Source organism: Streptomyces sp. DS1-CR2 (assembly GCF_055760475.1).
The window spans coordinates 6347501-6364628 of record NZ_CM147085.1; the positions used below are offsets into that span (position 1 = coordinate 6347501).

Annotated in this window: 5 protein-coding genes, 1 tRNA gene and 2 rRNA genes; 7 read left to right on the forward strand and 1 reads right to left on the reverse strand. The window is 66.3% G+C overall.

The genetic code is table 11. From position 1 onward, the window contains the following. The first annotated feature begins 233 nt into the window (after window positions 1–233). The 4 genes from ACY0PA_RS30210 (at window position 234) to ACY0PA_RS30225 (ending at window position 4498) form a co-directional block, all read left to right on the forward strand. Window positions 234–3357 (forward strand): 23S ribosomal RNA (locus ACY0PA_RS30210). Between the two features lie 89 nt (window positions 3358–3446). Beyond that, a 5S ribosomal RNA gene (rrf, locus tag ACY0PA_RS30215) occupies window positions 3447–3563 on the forward strand. A gap of 114 nt (window positions 3564–3677) precedes the next feature. Further along, a complete protein-coding gene (locus tag ACY0PA_RS30220) occupies window positions 3678–4340 on the forward strand; it encodes a DegT/DnrJ/EryC1/StrS family aminotransferase (protein WP_473086476.1) in 663 nt (220 codons plus the stop codon). 85 nt (window positions 4341–4425) lie between these two features. Next, a tRNA-Thr gene (locus ACY0PA_RS30225) sits at window positions 4426–4498 on the forward strand. Between the two features lie 52 nt (window positions 4499–4550). Here ACY0PA_RS30225 and ACY0PA_RS30230 read toward each other — a convergent pair. Further along, on the reverse strand, window positions 4551–7229 hold the full coding sequence (locus ACY0PA_RS30230; protein ID WP_473080676.1) for a SpoIIE family protein phosphatase: 2679 nt from the start codon (window positions 7227–7229) through the stop codon (window positions 4551–4553). Window positions 7230–7500: 271 nt separating this feature from the next. Here ACY0PA_RS30230 and ACY0PA_RS30235 point away from each other — a divergent pair, with 271 nt between their 5' ends. The 3 genes from ACY0PA_RS30235 (at window position 7501) to ACY0PA_RS30245 (ending at window position 16859) form a co-directional block, all read left to right on the forward strand. Next, window positions 7501–13014, forward strand: coding sequence for a HAMP domain-containing protein (locus tag ACY0PA_RS30235; RefSeq protein WP_473080677.1), 5514 nt, complete (start codon window positions 7501–7503; stop codon window positions 13012–13014). Between the two features lie 274 nt (window positions 13015–13288). Continuing rightward, complete coding sequence (locus ACY0PA_RS30240; RefSeq protein ID WP_116509145.1) at window positions 13289–13972, forward strand: response regulator; 684 nt, start codon at window positions 13289–13291, stop codon at window positions 13970–13972. A 115-nt stretch (window positions 13973–14087) separates the two neighbouring features. After that, window positions 14088–16859: a DNA translocase FtsK gene (locus ACY0PA_RS30245; RefSeq protein WP_473080678.1), complete on the forward strand. Its 2772-nt coding sequence runs from the start codon at window positions 14088–14090 to the stop codon at window positions 16857–16859. The last annotated feature ends 269 nt before the right edge of the window (window positions 16860–17128 follow it).

The following is a 17128-nucleotide window of genomic DNA, read 5'->3' on the forward strand; positions in this document are numbered from 1 at the left end:
GGGTGGAACGTTGACTATTCGGCACACTTGATCGTCTTCTCCTGCAAGTACTGCCCCTTCGGGGCGTGGAACGTTGAGGGGAGCGGGAAGGGTGTCGGGCACGCTGTTGGGTGTCTGAAGGTACGGCCGAGACGGTCGCCTTCAGTGCCGGCCCCGGTAAAGATCTGCTTCGGTGGGTTGTGACGGGTGGTTGGTCGTTGTTTGAGAACTGCACAGTGGACGCGAGCATCTGTGGCCAAGTTTTTAAGGGCGCACGGTGGATGCCTTGGCACCAGGAACCGATGAAGGACGTGGGAGGCCACGATAGTCCCCGGGGAGTCGTCAACCAGGCTTTGATCCGGGGGTTTCCGAATGGGGAAACCCGGCAGTCGTCATGGGCTGTCACCCGCTGCTGAACACATAGGCAGTGTGGAGGGAACGCGGGGAAGTGAAACATCTCAGTACCCGCAGGAAGAGAAAACAACCGTGATTCCGGGAGTAGTGGCGAGCGAAACTGGATGAGGCCAAACCATATGCGTGTGATACCCGGCAGGGGTTGCGCATGTGGGGTTGTGGGATCTCTCTTCTGTCGTCTGCCGGCGACAGGACGAGTCAGAAACCGTTGATGTAGGCGAAGGACATGCGAAAGGTCCGGCGTAGAGGGTAAGACCCCCGTAGTCGAAACATCAGCGGCTCGTTTGAGAGACACCCAAGTAGCACGGGGCCCGAGAAATCCCGTGTGAATCTGGCGGGACCACCCGCTAAGCCTAAATATTCCCTGGTGACCGATAGCGGATAGTACCGTGAGGGAATGGTGAAAAGTACCGCGGGAGCGGAGTGAAATAGTACCTGAAACCGTGTGCCTACAAGCCGTGGGAGCGTCGCTGTATGTGCTTGCACATGCAGTCGTGACTGCGTGCCTTTTGAAGAATGAGCCTGCGAGTTTGCGGTGCGTTGCGAGGTTAACCCGTGTGGGGAAGCCGTAGCGAAAGCGAGTCCGAATAGGGCGGTTTAGTAGCGCGCTCAAGACCCGAAGCGGAGTGATCTAGCCATGGGCAGGTTGAAGCGGAGGTAAGACTTCGTGGAGGACCGAACCCACCAGGGTTGAAAACCTGGGGGATGACCTGTGGTTAGGGGTGAAAGGCCAATCAAACTCCGTGATAGCTGGTTCTCCCCGAAATGCATTTAGGTGCAGCGTCGTGTGTTTCTTGCCGGAGGTAGAGCACTGGATAGGCGATGGGCCCTACCGGGTTACTGACCTTAGCCAAACTCCGAATGCCGGTAAGTGAGAGCGCGGCAGTGAGACTGTGGGGGATAAGCTCCATGGTCGAGAGGGAAACAGCCCAGAGCATCGACTAAGGCCCCTAAGCGTACGCTAAGTGGGAAAGGATGTGGAGTCGCACAGACAACCAGGAGGTTGGCTTAGAAGCAGCCACCCTTGAAAGAGTGCGTAATAGCTCACTGGTCTAGTGATTCCGCGCCGACAATGTAGCGGGGCTCAAGCGTACCGCCGAAGTCGTGTCATTCCAGCTATAGGGCCAACGCCTGCTGGGATGGGTAGGGGAGCGTCGTGTGCCGGGTGAAGCAGCCGCGGAAGCGAGTTGTGGACGGTTCACGAGTGAGAATGCAGGCATGAGTAGCGATACACACGTGAGAAACGTGTGCGCCGATTGACTAAGGGTTCCTGGGTCAAGCTGATCTGCCCAGGGTAAGTCGGGACCTAAGGCGAGGCCGACAGGCGTAGTCGATGGATAACCGGTTGATATTCCGGTACCCGCTGTGAAGCGTCAAACATTGAATCAGGCGATGCTAAGTCCGTGAAGCCGTTCCGGACCCTTCGGGGAAAGGAAAGTGGTGGAGCCGACGGACCAGACTTGTAGTAGGTGAGTGATGGGGTGACGCAGGAAGGTAGTCCAGCCCGGGCGGTGGTTGTCCCGGGGTAAGGGTGTAGGCCGTGTGGCAGGTAAATCCGTCACACATTAAGGCTGAGACCTGATGCCGAGCCGATTGTGGTGAAGTGGATGATCCTATGCTGTCGAGAAAAGCCTCTAGCGAGTTTCATGGCGGCCCGTACCCTAAACCGACTCAGGTGGTCAGGTAGAGAATACCGAGGCGTTCGGGTGAACTATGGTTAAGGAACTCGGCAAAATGCCCCCGTAACTTCGGGAGAAGGGGGGCCATCACCGGTGATTGGATTTACTTCATGAGCTGGGGGTGGCCGCAGAGACCAGCGAGAAGCGACTGTTTACTAAAAACACAGGTCCGTGCGAAGCCGTAAGGCGATGTATACGGACTGACGCCTGCCCGGTGCTGGAACGTTAAGGGGACCGGTTAGTGCACTTTCGGGTGTGCGAAGCTGAGAACTTAAGCGCCAGTAAACGGCGGTGGTAACTATAACCATCCTAAGGTAGCGAAATTCCTTGTCGGGTAAGTTCCGACCTGCACGAATGGCGTAACGACTTCTCGACTGTCTCAACCATAGGCCCGGTGAAATTGCACTACGAGTAAAGATGCTCGTTTCGCGCAGCAGGACGGAAAGACCCCGGGACCTTTACTACAGTTTGATATTGGTGTTCGGTTCGGCTTGTGTAGGATAGGTGGGAGACTGTGAACTCTGGACGCCAGTTCAGGGGGAGTCGTCGTTGAAATACCACTCTGGTCGTGCTGGATGTCTAACCTGGGTCCGTGATCCGGATCAGGGACAGTGTCTGATGGGTAGTTTAACTGGGGCGGTTGCCTCCTAAAGAGTAACGGAGGCGCCCAAAGGTTCCCTCAGCCTGGTTGGTAATCAGGTGTTGAGTGTAAGTGCACAAGGGAGCTTGACTGTGAGACCGACGGGTCGAGCAGGGACGAAAGTCGGGACTAGTGATCCGGCGGTGGCTTGTGGAAGCGCCGTCGCTCAACGGATAAAAGGTACCCCGGGGATAACAGGCTGATCTTCCCCAAGAGTCCATATCGACGGGATGGTTTGGCACCTCGATGTCGGCTCGTCGCATCCTGGGGCTGGAGTCGGTCCCAAGGGTTGGGCTGTTCGCCCATTAAAGCGGTACGCGAGCTGGGTTTAGAACGTCGTGAGACAGTTCGGTCCCTATCCGCTGTGCGCGTAGGAGTCTTGAGAAGGGCTGTCCCTAGTACGAGAGGACCGGGACGGACGAACCTCTGGTGTGCCAGTTGTCCTGCCAAGGGCATGGCTGGTTGGCTACGTTCGGAAAGGATAACCGCTGAAAGCATCTAAGCGGGAAGCCTGCTTCGAGATGAGGACTCCCACCCCCTTTGAGGGGTTAAGGCTCCCAGTAGACGACTGGGTTGATAGGCCAGATCTGGAAGCCCGGTAACGGGTGGAGGTGACTGGTACTAATAGGCCGAGGGCTTGTCCTCAGTTGCTCGCGTCCACTGTGTTGGTTCTGAAACCACGAACAACCCCACGTTTGTCACAGAGCGTGGTGCGGTTGACAGTTTCATAGTGTTTCGGTGGTCATAGCGTGAGGGAAACGCCCGGTTACATTCCGAACCCGGAAGCTAAGCCTCACAGCGCCGATGGTACTGCAGGGGGGACCCTGTGGGAGAGTAGGACGCCGCCGAACTAATTTTATAGAGCTGGTCCCTGAACTTCGGTTCAGGGACCAGCTCTTTTTTGTTTTGCGTCACTTGTCGTTCACGTTGCGCAGCCAACATCCCGTGTCATGGGGACAGTTGCAATGCTGAGGGCCGCCGGTATCGGAACCGGTGACGAGGTCATCGTGCCCGCCTACGGAAACATCGAGGTCGCGGAGGCCGTCGAACTGGCCGGAGCCAGGCCCGTGTTCGCGGACATAGACCCGGACACGTACTGCCTCGCCCCCGCCTCGGTCGAGGGCGGCGTCAGCGTACACACCGCGGCGATCATCGCCGTACACCGCTTCGGGCAGCCGGCCGATGTGGCGCGGCTTCGGGAGATCGGTGGGCGGCGCGGGCTGCTGGTCCTGGAGCAGGGCGAATCGGAGCAGCCGCACGACGGGCTCGCCAAGCGGCGGGCGCACGCCGGATATCTGAACGCGCGGCTCAGCGGCGTACAGACACCCGCCGGGAGCGAGCGGCACACCTACCAGCAGTACGTCGTCCGGGTGCCCGGCAACGGGCGGCCCGACCGTGACGCCTTCGCACATGCGATACGGGCCAGGGGAATTGACTGCCGCGTGCCCGTGAAGACGCCCGTGCACCGGCTGCCGCGGTTCCGGCGTGACGTCGCGCTGCCGGAGACCGAGCGGGCCGCCGACGAGACTCTGGCGCTGCCCGTCAGTGCCACGCTCTCGCGGCGCGAGCTGCAGAGGGTCGTCTCCGCGTGCAATGCGCTCGGCGGGCTGCTGCAGCCTGCTTTCTGACGCGCAGGCGGGGCGGTTCGTACCGTGCTGAAGTTCGGGTATGCTTAATTCCGTTGCTGCGGGGGAAACTCCGGGAAAGCAACAGGCCCCTATAGCTCAGTCGGTAGAGCGTCTCCATGGTAAGGAGAAGGTCAGCGGTTCGATTCCGCTTGGGGGCTCAGACATAAAGGCCTCCGCCCTTTCGGGCGGGGGCCTTTTGCGTTGGGTCTCTCAGTCCTTCTGGAGTTCCGGGACGCGCATCGTCAGGATGGCCATGTCGTCCGAAGGGGCGTCAGACGCGAAACGCTCGACCGCGCGCATGATGCGGGCCGCCACCGCGCCGGCCGTCAGGCCCGTACAGGTCGTCAGGACGTCCGCCAGGCCGTCGTCGCCGAGCATGCGCGTGCCTTCGCGACGCTCGGTGATGCCGTCCGTGACGCAGAGGAGAACGTCGCCCGGGTCGAGTGTCGTCGTCTGCTCGTAGAGCTCCAGGTCCTCCATGACCCCGAGGAGCGGCTGCGGCTCCGCGTACGGTTCGACCGTGCCGTCCTGGCGCAGGCGCAGAGGGAGCGGGTGGCCGGCGCAAACCATCTTCAGGACCGCCGAGCCGTCCTCCTGCGGCCACAACTCACCGTAGAGAAGCGTGAGGAAGCGGCTGCGGGCGCCCTCGTCGAGGATCGCGGCGTTCAGGCGCTCCAGGACCGCGGGGCCGCCGAAGCCCTCGCGGGCCAGGAGGCGCAGGGCGTGACGGGCCAGGCCGGTCACTGCCGCGGCCTCGGGTCCCGTACCGCAGACGTCGCCGATGGCGAAGCCGTAGGCGCCGTCGCGGATCGGGAACAGGTCGTAGAAGTCGCCGCCCACCTCGTTGCCCTCGCCGGCCGCGCGGTAGATGACCTCTACCTCGACACCCGGGATGTGCGGCAGCTCCGGTGGGAGCAGGCTTCGCTGGAGGGACTGGCTGATGGCCATGCGCTCCGAGTAGAGGCGCGCGTTGTCCAGGGCGAGCGCGGCACGGCGGCTCAAGTCCTCGGCCAGTTCCAGGATTTCCTGGCGGAAGTGTTCGTCGGACGGCTTGCCGAGCGTGAGCATGCCGATGACGCGGTTGCGGGCGACCAGAGGGAGGACGACCGTCTCGCCGCCGACCGCGGACGCCGTCGCGAGGGTTGTGCCGATGCCCGAGCTGACGCTGGCGGGTGCGCCGAGGCCGAGGCTGCGCATGGACGTCCGTAGAGCCGCCTGGTGGGCCGCCTCGGCGGGCGCCGCCCAGACGCGGGCTCCGGGGCTGGGGACCGGGTCGGGCGGGGCGATCTTGGAGAGGAGTGCCTTGAGGCCGTCGATGCGCTCCTCGTCCTCGTGCAGGACGTACGAGAGATACGGCTCCGAGGACTGGTCAGCGATCGTGTAGACGGCGCACCAGGTGGCGAGCGTCGGGACCGTCATCTGGGCCATCAGGGCCAGGGTCTGGTCGCGGTCGAGGGTGCCGGCGAGGAGGTCGGAGGCCTCGACGAGGAAGCTGAGGGAGCCGCGGCGGAGCTTTTCGAGCTCGCCGAGACGGGCCGACTCGACGGCCAGTGCGATGCGGTCGGCAGCGAACTGGAGGCGCAGGGCCTCCTCGTTCGAGTACCGGTCGGGTGCCTCGGCTGCGACGCCGAGGGAGCCGGTGAGGCGGCCCTCGACCTTGAGCGGGACCGTGACGACCGAACGCATGCCCGTGCCGTTGAGGAGCGGGACGGCGCCGGGGACGACCGTGAGGTCCTCGTGGACGGCCGGCATGCGGGCCGAGCCGTAGCGGCCGGGGCCCACCTCCACGGGGACGCGGGCGAAGCGCTGGCGGGCCGAGGGAAGGCCTGTGGAGGCGCGGACCTCCAGTTCGGTCTCGTCGTCCGTCGCGAGCAGCAGGAAGGCGGAGTCGCCGTCGAGCATGTCGCGGGCGCGTTCGACCGTGCGCTGGAGCAGGCCGTCGAGGTCGTCGGGGGCGGGTGAGCCGATGAAGACCTCGAACGGGTCGGACGCGTTGCCCTCGGACAGCGTGCCGCTCTCCGAGGTGGTCTGGCCGCGCAGCGGGGTCTGGAGGACGGCGCGCTCGTGGTCGCGGACGAGGAGGCAGACCGTGGAGGGCTCGCCGTCGGCGTCGCGGACGCGGAGGTGGGACGCGTAGACGGGGGTCACGCGGCCGTTGGCGCCGCGGATGCCGTAACTGCCCTCCCAGCGCGAGAATTGCAGCGCGTCGGCGATTCCCGTGCTCGTGCCGGGGGTGTGCGGCCAGGCCGCGAAGTCGGTGAGGGGTTTGCCGACGACCTGTTCGGCGACATATCCGAACAGGTGCTCCGCGTCCTCGCTCCAGGCGGCGACGGCTCCCGTGCTGTCGATCTGGACGACGGCGACCCGGACTCTGCCGTCGGCCAGCGGGAGGAGGTCGGTGGGGAGCGCGGGCCCCGCGGTGCGGGTGCCCACCGAACGCTGGGGAAGGGCGAGTTGGAACCAGACGAGTTTGTGCGTCGGCGTGTAGTCGACGCCCCAGCGGGTGGCGAGGGCCGCGCAGAGCTGGAGGCCGCGGCCGCCCTCACGGTCGGGGCTGCCCATGTTGATCGCGGACTGCTGGAGCGGGATCTCGCGCTCCGGATAGCGGTCGGCGACCTCGATGCGTACGCCGTCGTCGGTGCGCAGGCACAGGACTTCAGCGGAGGTGCCGGCGTGCACCACGGCGTTTGTCACGAGCTCGCTGGTCAGGACGACCGCGTCGTCGATGATGTCGGGGAAGCCCCACCCCTGGAGGGTGTCGCGCACAAAGGCGCGGGCGGTCGCGACGGACCGCCCGACGGGGTCGAAGGTGGCAGCCGCGCGCGCGGTGATCACAGAACTCCCTGTATCAGTCGTACGAGTCTCGACGCCCAGGTCTCCCGAACTCATGGCGCGGCCGCCCCCTCCGGTGCCCGTAGTCCTCGTGCCACCGCCCTGGCCGGGCGGACCGGGGTGGGTGGACAGCCGGTGCCAAGGTTACTTACCTTCGCCGTCCATGCGGATGCCGGTCGCCAGTGTTTCCGCCCGGAGGGTGTGCGGACGGTGTGCGAAGCTGCCGAACTGTTATGGCCTGGTTCTGCCATGGTGAAACACTGGGCAGGCTTCCGAAGAGAACCCGAGCAATCCGAGCAGTACGGCCAACCCTTGCGGGAGGGACACAGTGGAGTCTGGCGCAGCGTCGCGAGGCACGAATACGCGCGCAAAGGGCGGACAGTCCCTGGCGAAACAGCGTAAACCGCGCAATGGGACCACAGCGGTGGACACCGCTGCCCTGAACAGACTGCTCGCCGGGCTTGTGGCGATGCGGGACGGCAACTTCCGCAAGCGGCTCACGGTGTCGGGCGACGGCCTCATGACCGAGATCGCGGCGGTCTTCAACGAGGTCGCGGACCGGAATCTGCACCTCACCGGCGAGCTGTCGCGGGTGCGGCGGATGGTCGGGCGTGAGGGAAAGCTCACCGAACGGCTCGAGACGGGCGCCTGTGAGGGCTCGTGGGCCGCGGCGATCAACGCTTCGAACGCCCTGGTCGACGACCTCGTACGCCCGGTCTCCGAGGTCGGACGGGTGCTCACGGCGGTCGCGGAGGGCGATCTGTCGCCGCGCATGGAGCTGCGCTCGCAGGTGCCGGACGGCAACGGCCATCCGCTGCGGGGCGAGTTCCTCAAGGTCGGGCGCACCGTCAACAACCTGGTGGACCAGCTGTCGACGTTCACCGACGAGGTCACACGGGTGGCCAGTGAGGTGGGCACGGAGGGCAAGCTGGGCGGTCAGGCCCGGGTGCGCGGTATGTCCGGTTCGTGGAAGGACCTCACGGATTCGGTCAACACCATGGCGTACCGGCTGACGGCCCAGGTGCGTGACATTGCTCTCGTGACGACCGCGGTGGCAAAGGGCGATCTGTCCCGGAAGGTCACAGTTCACGTCGCGGGCGAGATGCTGGAGCTGAAGAACACCGTCAACACGATGGTGGACCAGCTGTCGTCGTTCTCCTCAGAAGTGACCCGGGTGGCCCGCGAGGTGGGCACGGAAGGTGAGCTCGGCGGCCAGGCACAGGTGCCGGGTGTGGCGGGTGTGTGGAAGGACCTCACCGATTCCGTAAATCTTATGGCCGGCAACCTGACGGCCCAGGTGCGCGGGATCGCTCAGGTCACGACGGCGGTCGCCAATGGTGATCTGTCGCAGAAGGTGACGGTGTCGGCACGCGGTGAGGTCGCCCAGCTCGCCGAGACGATCAACCAGATGACCGAGACGCTGCGCACCTTCGCCGACGAGGTCACGCGCGTGGCCAACGAGGTCGGTGCGGAAGGGCAGCTCGGCGGCCAGGCGAATGTGCCGGGTGCGGCGGGAACGTGGAAGGACCTCACCGATTCGGTGAACACGGTCTTCCGGAATCTGACCACTCAGGTGCGCGACATCGCGACCGTCACGACGGCGGTGGCGAACGGTGATCTCTCGCAGAAGGTGACCGTCGATGTCGCCGGCGAGATGCTCGAACTGAAGAACACCGTCAACACGATGGTCGATCAGCTCTCCGCGTTCGGCTCGGAAGTCACGCGCGTGGCGCGGGAGATCGGTGTCGAGGGTGAGCTGGGCGGCCAGGCGCACGTGCAGGGCGCGGCCGGTACGTGGAAGGACCTGACGGACTCCGTCAACACGGCCTTCCGCAACCTGACGGGCCAGGTCCGCAACATCGCGCAGGTGACGACGGCGGTGGCCAACGGCGACCTGTCGCAGAAGGTCACCGTCGACGTGTCCGGCGAGATGCTCCAGCTGAAGAACACCGTGAACACGATGGTGGACCAGCTGTCCTCGTTCGCCGACCAGGTGACGCGCATGGCGCGCGACGTGGGCACCGAGGGCCGCCTCGGCGGTCAGGCGCGTGTGGACGGCGTGTCCGGTACCTGGAAGGAACTCACGGACTCCGTCAACTTCATGGCGGGCAACCTGACTTCGCAGGTGCGCCAGATCGCGCAGGTGACCACGGCGGTGGCGCGGGGCGACCTGTCGCAGAAGATCGACGTGGACGCGCGCGGCGAGATCCTCGAACTCAAGAACACCATCAACACGATGGTCGACCAGCTCTCCGCGTTCGCCGACCAGGTGACGCGGGTGGCACGCGAGGTGGGTACGGAGGGCCGGCTCGGCGGTCAGGCGCAGGTGCCCGGCGTCGCCGGTGTGTGGCGCGACCTGACCGACTCCGTGAACGGCATGGCCGGCAACCTCACCGCCCAGGTGCGTAACATCGCGCAGGTCGCCACGGCGGTGGCGCGCGGTGACCTGTCGCAGAAGATCGACGTGGACGCGCGCGGCGAGATCCTGGAGCTGAAGAACACCCTCAACACGATGGTGGACCAGCTCTCGAACTTCGCCGAGCAGGTCACGCGGGTCTCTCGCGAGGTGGGTACGGAGGGCATCCTCGGCGGGCAGGCCGAGGTCCAGGGTGTCTCCGGCACCTGGAAGGACCTCACGCAGTCCGTGAACGGCATGGCCAACAACCTGACCCTTCAGGTGCGCAACATCGCCGAGGTCACCACGGCCGTCGCGCGGGGCGACCTGTCCAAGAAGATCACCGTCGACGCGAAGGGCGAGATCCTCGAACTCGTCACGACCGTCAACACGATGGTGGACCAGCTGTCGTCGTTCGCCGAGCAGGTGACCCGCGTGGCCCGTGAGGTGGGTACGGAGGGCCAGCTGGGCGGTCAGGCGCGCGTGCGGGGCGTCACGGGCATCTGGAAGGACCTCAGCGACAACGTCAACCTGATGGCCAACAACCTGACCAGCCAGGTGCGCAACATCTCGCAGGTCGCGACGGCCGTCGCCAACGGAGACCTCACCAAGAAGGTCACGGTCGAGGCGCGCGGCGAGGTCGCGCAGCTCGCCGACACGGTCAACATCATGGTGACGACGCTGAGTTCGTTCGCCGACCAGGTGACCCGGGTGGCCCGCGAGGTGGGCACCGACGGCATCCTCGGCGGGCAGGCCCGCGTCCCGGGAGTCTCCGGTACGTGGAAGGACCTCACCGAGTCCGTGAACGGCATGGCGTCGAACCTGACCGGACAGGTCCGCAACATCGCGATGGTCACGACCGCCATCGCCAAGGGCGACCTGACCAAGAAGATCGACATCGACGCGCGCGGCGAGATCCTCGAGCTCAAGACGACCATCAACACGATGGTCGACCAGCTGTCCTCGTTCGCCGAGCAGGTGACGCGGGTCGCCCGTGAGGTGGGTACGGAGGGCCAGCTCGGCGGTCAGGCGCGCGTGCGCGACGTCGACGGCACCTGGCGCGACCTGACCGAGTCCGTGAACGAGATGGCCGGAAACCTGACCCGTCAGGTGCGCGCCATCGCGGCCGTCGCCACGGCGGTGACCCGCGGCGACCTGAACCTCAAGATCGACGTCGACGCGGCGGGCGAGATCCAGGTCCTCCAGGACAACATCAACAAAATGATCTCCAACCTGCGCGACACCACGATCGCCAACGAGGAGCAGGACTGGCTGAAGGGCAACCTGGCGCGCATCTCCGGCCTTATGCAGGGCCGCCGCGACCTCGAGGACGTGGCCTCGCTGATCATGAGCGAGCTGACGCCGGTCGTCTCCGCCCAGCACGGCGCGTTCTTCCTGGCGCTGCCGACGGACGAGGCGGAGGCCGGTGGCGCGCCCGAGGACGCGTACGAGCTGCGCATGCTTGGCAGTTACGGCTACTCGATGGGGTCCATGCCGACGTCCTTCCGGCCCGGTGAGACGCTGATCGGGACCGCGGCCCAGGAGAGGCGCGCGATTCTCGTGGAGAACGTGCCGCAGGGCTATCTGAAGATCGCTTCCGGCCTCGGGGAGGCGCCGCCCGCACATGTCATCGTGCTGCCGGTGCTCTTCGAGGGGACGGTCCTCGGTGTGATCGAGCTGGCGACGTTCCAGCCGTTCACGCAGATCCAGAAGGACTTCCTGAACCAGATCGCCGAGATGATCGCGACAAGCGTGAACACCATTTCCGTCAACACGAAGACGGAGGTGCTGCTCAAGCAGTCGCAGGAGCTCACCGAGCAACTGCGCGAGCGTTCCGCCGAGTTGGAGAACCGGCAGAAGGCGCTCCAGGCGTCCAACGCGGAGCTGGAGGAGAAGGCCGAGCTGCTCGCCCAGCAGAACCGCGACATCGAGGTCAAGAACACCGAGATCGAAGAGGCCAGGCAGGTCCTGGAGGAGCGTGCCGAGCAGCTCGCGGTCTCCATGCGGTACAAGTCCGAGTTCCTGGCGAACATGTCGCACGAGCTGCGTACGCCGCTCAACTCCCTGCTGATTCTGGCCAAGTTGCTCGCCGACAACGCGGACTCGAACCTGACCCCGAAGCAGGTCGAGTTCGCCGAGACGATCCATGGCGCCGGTTCCGACCTGCTCCAGCTGATCAACGACATCCTCGACCTGTCGAAGGTCGAGGCGGGCAAGATGGACGTGTCGCCGACCCGCATCGCGCTGGTGCAACTCGTCGACTACGTAGAGGCCACTTTCCGCCCGCTGACCGCGGAGAAGGGCCTCGACTTCTCCGTACGGGTCTCTCCCGAACTGCCCGCGACGCTCCACACGGACGAACAGCGCCTGCTCCAGGTGCTGCGCAACCTGCTGTCCAACGCCGTCAAGTTCACCGACTCCGGAGCCGTCGAACTGGTCATCAGGCCGGCGGGCGCGGACGTGCCCAACGCCATCCGTGAGCAGCTGCTCGAAGCGGGCTCCCTGCAGGAGGCGGACGGCGACCTGATCGCCTTCTCCGTGACCGACACCGGCATCGGCATCGCGGCCAGCAAGATGCGGGTGATCTTCGAGGCGTTCAAGCAGGCCGACGGGACGACGAGCCGCAAGTACGGCGGTACGGGCCTCGGCCTGTCCATCAGCCGTGAGATCGCGCGGCTCCTCGGCGGTGAGATCCACGCGCAGAGCGAGCCGGGCCGTGGCTCCACGTTCACGCTGTACATGCCGCTGCACGCGAGCGAACTGCCGCCGCAGGGCTACCCGCAGCTCGCCCCGTCCATCGAGCCGGGGATGCACGCCGTGCCGATGGAGGGTGTCATGCCGCCCGAGGCGTCGATGCCGCCGGAGGTCAGGTCGTACCAGGACACCCAGCACGGTCCCGCCGCGCTCTTCAGGCGGCGCCGCAAGCAGGTGGCCGCGTCCGAACAGAGGCCGGCGCTGCCGGGACAGCCTGGGCAGCAGGCGCCCGTGGAGCCCGCGCAGGACCGTGCCCAGGAGCAGTGGGCGGGGACCGGCCAGGAAGAGGCGCCGCAGGAGCGACGCACGTTGCTCTTCGGTGGCGAGAAGGTGCTCATCGTCGACGACGACATCCGTAACGTCTTCGCGCTCACCAGCGTCCTGGAGCAGCACGGTCTGTCCGTGCTGTACGCCGAGAACGGCCGGGAGGGGATCGAGGTCCTAGAACAGCACGACGACGTGACGGTCGTCCTGATGGACATCATGATGCCGGAGATGGACGGCTACGCGACGACGACGGCGATCCGCAGGATGCCGCAGTTCGCCGGGCTGCCGATCATCGCGCTCACGGCGAAGGCGATGAAGGGCGACAGGGAGAAGGCCATCGAGTCCGGGGCCTCCGACTACGTCACGAAGCCGGTCGATCCGGATCATCTGCTGACGGTGATGGAGCAGTGGATGCGCGGGGAGTGACCGGGTAGGTGTGCGTTACTGAGCAGTTGTTGACTGAGTGTGGCCGAAGCCGTGTAGAAGTGCGGTATTCGGGGAACCTTCTGGTCTCCCACTGCGTTTGTGCTACGTGCACAGTGACATCGCGGTGACAGGGTGTGGCGACAGGCGGGGTGCGGCTACCATGACCGGCACAAGGACGGGCGACGCAAGGGAGTCGCCCCCTGGGGCGGCTTCCGGAGCCGCCCCAAGTCCTGCGGACAGGGGCGGCCCCATGCCGGGGCGAGGAGGGCGGGCCATGGTGCAGAAGGCCAAGATCCTCCTGGTCGATGACCGGCCGGAGAATCTGCTGGCGCTGGAGGCCATCCTCTCCGCGCTCGATCAGACACTGGTGCGGGCATCGTCCGGGGAGGAAGCACTCAAGGCGCTACTCACGGACGATTTCGCGGTCATTCTGCTGGATGTTCAGATGCCGGGAATGGACGGTTTCGAAACCGCGGCGCACATCAAGCGCCGTGAGCGGACACGCGACATCCCGATCATTTTCCTCACGGCCATCAACCACGGCCCGCACCACACGTTCCGTGGGTACGCGGCCGGTGCGGTGGACTACATCTCGAAACCGTTCGACCCGTGGGTCCTGCGTGCGAAGGTCTCGGTCTTCGTCGAGCTGTACATGAAGAACTGCCAACTGCGGGAGCAGGCAGCCCTGCTGCGGCTCCAGCTCGAGGGCGGCGGGAAGTCCGACGTAGGCGACTCCAAGGAGCCGGCCGGGCTGCTGGCCGAACTCTCCGCGCGGCTCGCGGCCGTTGAGGAGCAGGCCGAGGCGCTCTCGAAGCAGCTCGACGACGAGTCGGCGGACGCAGCCGCGGTCGCCACGGCAGCTCATCTCGAGCGCAAACTCACCGGACTGCGCCGTGCTCTTGACGCCCTGGAGCCCGGCACGGGAAGCGGCGCACCGTCACTTCCCTCGCAGAACTGAGCAGCAGCCCACCTTTTGAGGAAGCGTCACCTCCGGGCACACCGATCCGCGACACGGACGGGTGAAGCAGTAGGCACACGTGTCCGCGGTGGTCTCCACCGGTAACCTCACACCCATGGCCTCACGTCCCGCAGCCAAGAAGTCGCCCGCGAAGAAGGCGGCCGCCCCGACCAAGGCTCCGGCGAAGAAGGCCCCTGCCAAGAAGGCGGTCGCGAAGAAGCCCGCGGCCAAGAAGGCGCCCCCGAGGAAAGCCGCGGCGAAGAAGCCCGCGCCCAAGCCGGCGCCCAGCCCCACCGGGGGCGTGTACCGGCTCGCACGCGTGCTCTGGCTCGGCGTCGCGCACAGCGTGGGCGCGATGTTGCGCGGCATAGGACGTGGCGCCAAGGGACTCGACCCGGCACACCGCAAGGACGGCCTCGCACTCCTGCTCCTCGGCCTGGCGCTGATCGTCGCGGCGGGCACCTGGTCCAATCTGCGCGGACCCGTCGGCGACCTCGTCGAAATGCTCGTCACGGGCTCGTTCGGCCGCCTCGACCTGCTCGTACCGCTGCTGCTCGGCGGCATCGCCGTACGCCTCATCCGGCACCCCGAGAAGCCCGAGGCCAACGGGCGCATCGTGATCGGCCTGTCCGCGCTCGTCATCGGCGTGCTCGGCCAGGTCCACATCGCCTGCGGCTCGCCCGCCCGCACCGACGGCATGCAGGCCATAAGGGACGCCGGAGGGCTCATCGGCTGGGGCGCCTCCGCCCCGCTGAGCTTCACCATGGGAGAGGTGCTTGCGGTACCGCTCCTTGTCCTGCTCACCGTCTTCGGACTACTCGTGGTCACCGCGACGCCCGTGAACGCTATCCCGCAGCGGCTGCGGCTGCTCGGCGTGAAGCTCGGCGTCGTCCATCCGGACCCCGAGGACGACCTTCTCGGCGCCGACGGTGCGACGGACGACGACGAGCGCTACGACGACCGGTGGCGCGAGTCCCTGCCCGCGCGCTCCAGGCGGCGCCCGGCGGACCCGGAGGCGTACGACCCCGACCAAGCGGAGCGGGAGGCGCTCTCCAAGCGGCGCAGGCCCCGGCGCACGCCCGTGCAGCCCGTCGTGACCCGGCCCATGGACGCGGTCGACGTGGCCGCGGCGGCCGCTGCCGCGCTCGACGGGGCCGTGCTGCACGGCATGCCGCCGTCGCCGCTCGTCGCCGATCTGACGCAGGGGGTCGGTACGGAGCGGGAAAGTGCTCCGGAGCGCACGGCGCCGGTACCCACCGCGCGGGCGAAGACCTCGGTGAAGGAGGCCAAGGAGGCGGCTCCGGAGCCCGCGGCCGCGGCGCCCAAGGCCGGTGTGCCCGACCTGACGAAGTCGGCCCCCGACGCCCCGCGCGACCTCCCGCCGCGCGCCGAGCAGCTCCAGCTGTCCGGCGACATCACCTACTCGCTGCCCTCGCTCGACCTCCTGGAGCGCGGCGGCCCCGGCAAGTCGCGCAGCGCGGCCAACGACGCCGTCGTCCACTCGCTGTCGAACGTCTTCTCCGAGTTCAAGGTCGACGCCGCCGTCACCGGTTTCACGCGCGGCCCGACGGTCACTCGCTACGAGATCGAGCTCGGCCCCGCCGTGAAGGTCGAGAAGATCACGGCGCTGGCGAAGAACATCGCCTACGCCGTCGCGTCCCCGGACGTCCGGATCATCTCGCCCATCCCCGGCAAGTCAGCCGTCGGCATCGAGATCCCGAACACTGACCGCGAGATGGTCAACGTGGGCGACGTGCTGCGCCTCGCCGACGCGGCCGAGGACGACCACCCGATGCTCGTCGCGCTCGGCAAGGACGTCGAGGGCGGCTACGTCATGGCCAACATGGCCAAGATGCCGCACATCCTCGTCGCCGGCGCCACCGGCTCCGGAAAGTCCTCCTGCATCAACTGCCTGATCACCTCGATCATGTGCCGGGCGACCCCCGAGGACGTGCGCATGGTCCTCGTCGACCCCAAGCGCGTCGAGCTCACCGCCTACGAGGGCATCCCGCACCTGATCACGCCGATCATCACCAACCCCAAGCGGGCCGCCGAGGCGCTGCAGTGGGTCGTGCGTGAGATGGACCTGCGCTACGACGACCTCGCGGCGTTCGGATACCGGCACATCGACGACTTCAACCAGGCGATCCGCGACGGCAAGCTCAAGACGCCGGAGGGCAGCGAGCGCGAGCTGAAGACGTACCCGTATCTGCTGGTCATCGTCGACGAGCTCGCGGACCTGATGATGGTCGCGCCGCGGGACGTCGAGGACTCGATCGTGCGCATCACGCAGCTCGCGCGCGCGGCCGGTATCCACCTGGTGCTCGCCACCCAGCGCCCGTCGGTCGACGTGGTCACCGGTCTCATCAAGGCCAACGTCCCCTCCCGGCTCGCCTTCGCCACCTCCTCGCTCGCCGACAGCCGCGTCATCCTCGACCAGCCCGGCGCCGAGAAGCTGATCGGCAAAGGCGACGGGCTCTTCCTCCCGATGGGCGCGAACAAACCCACCCGTATGCAGGGCGCGTTCGTCACCGAGAACGAGATCCACGCCGTCGTCCAGCACTGCAAGGACCAGATGGCGCCCGTCTTCCGGGAGGACGTCACCGTCGGGACCAAGCAGAAGAAGGAGATCGACGAGGACATCGGCGACGACCTCGACCTGCTGTGCCAGGCCGCTGAGCTGGTCGTTTCCACGCAATTCGGGTCCACGTCGATGCTCCAGCGCAAGCTGCGCGTCGGCTTCGCGAAGGCCGGGCGGCTCATGGACCTCATGGAGTCGCGGAACATCGTGGGCCCGAGCGAGGGTTCGAAGGCACGTGACGTTCTTGTGAAGCCTGACGAACTGGATGGAGTGCTCGCCGTGATCCGCGGGGAGGCTCAACCCTGAGGCGCGCGTCGCAGGGACAGCGCGCGCCCCGGCAGGTAGAACGGACGGCTCACACTCGCGATCGACGCTCACTCGTAAGGGAGCGTGAGGCAACCGTTTCCCCTCCTCGTACGTCAAGTTGAGGGAGGGGCCGGGTATGTGTCCCAGCATCGGGGTGACCGGCCGTTGTGTCCGGCCATTCCGATGGCGTACAAAGTCTGACCGCCCGGTTGCCCCACCCTTTCGTACCCCCCCTAGACTGAACCTCCAGCAGGTGGTTACACGCTCGA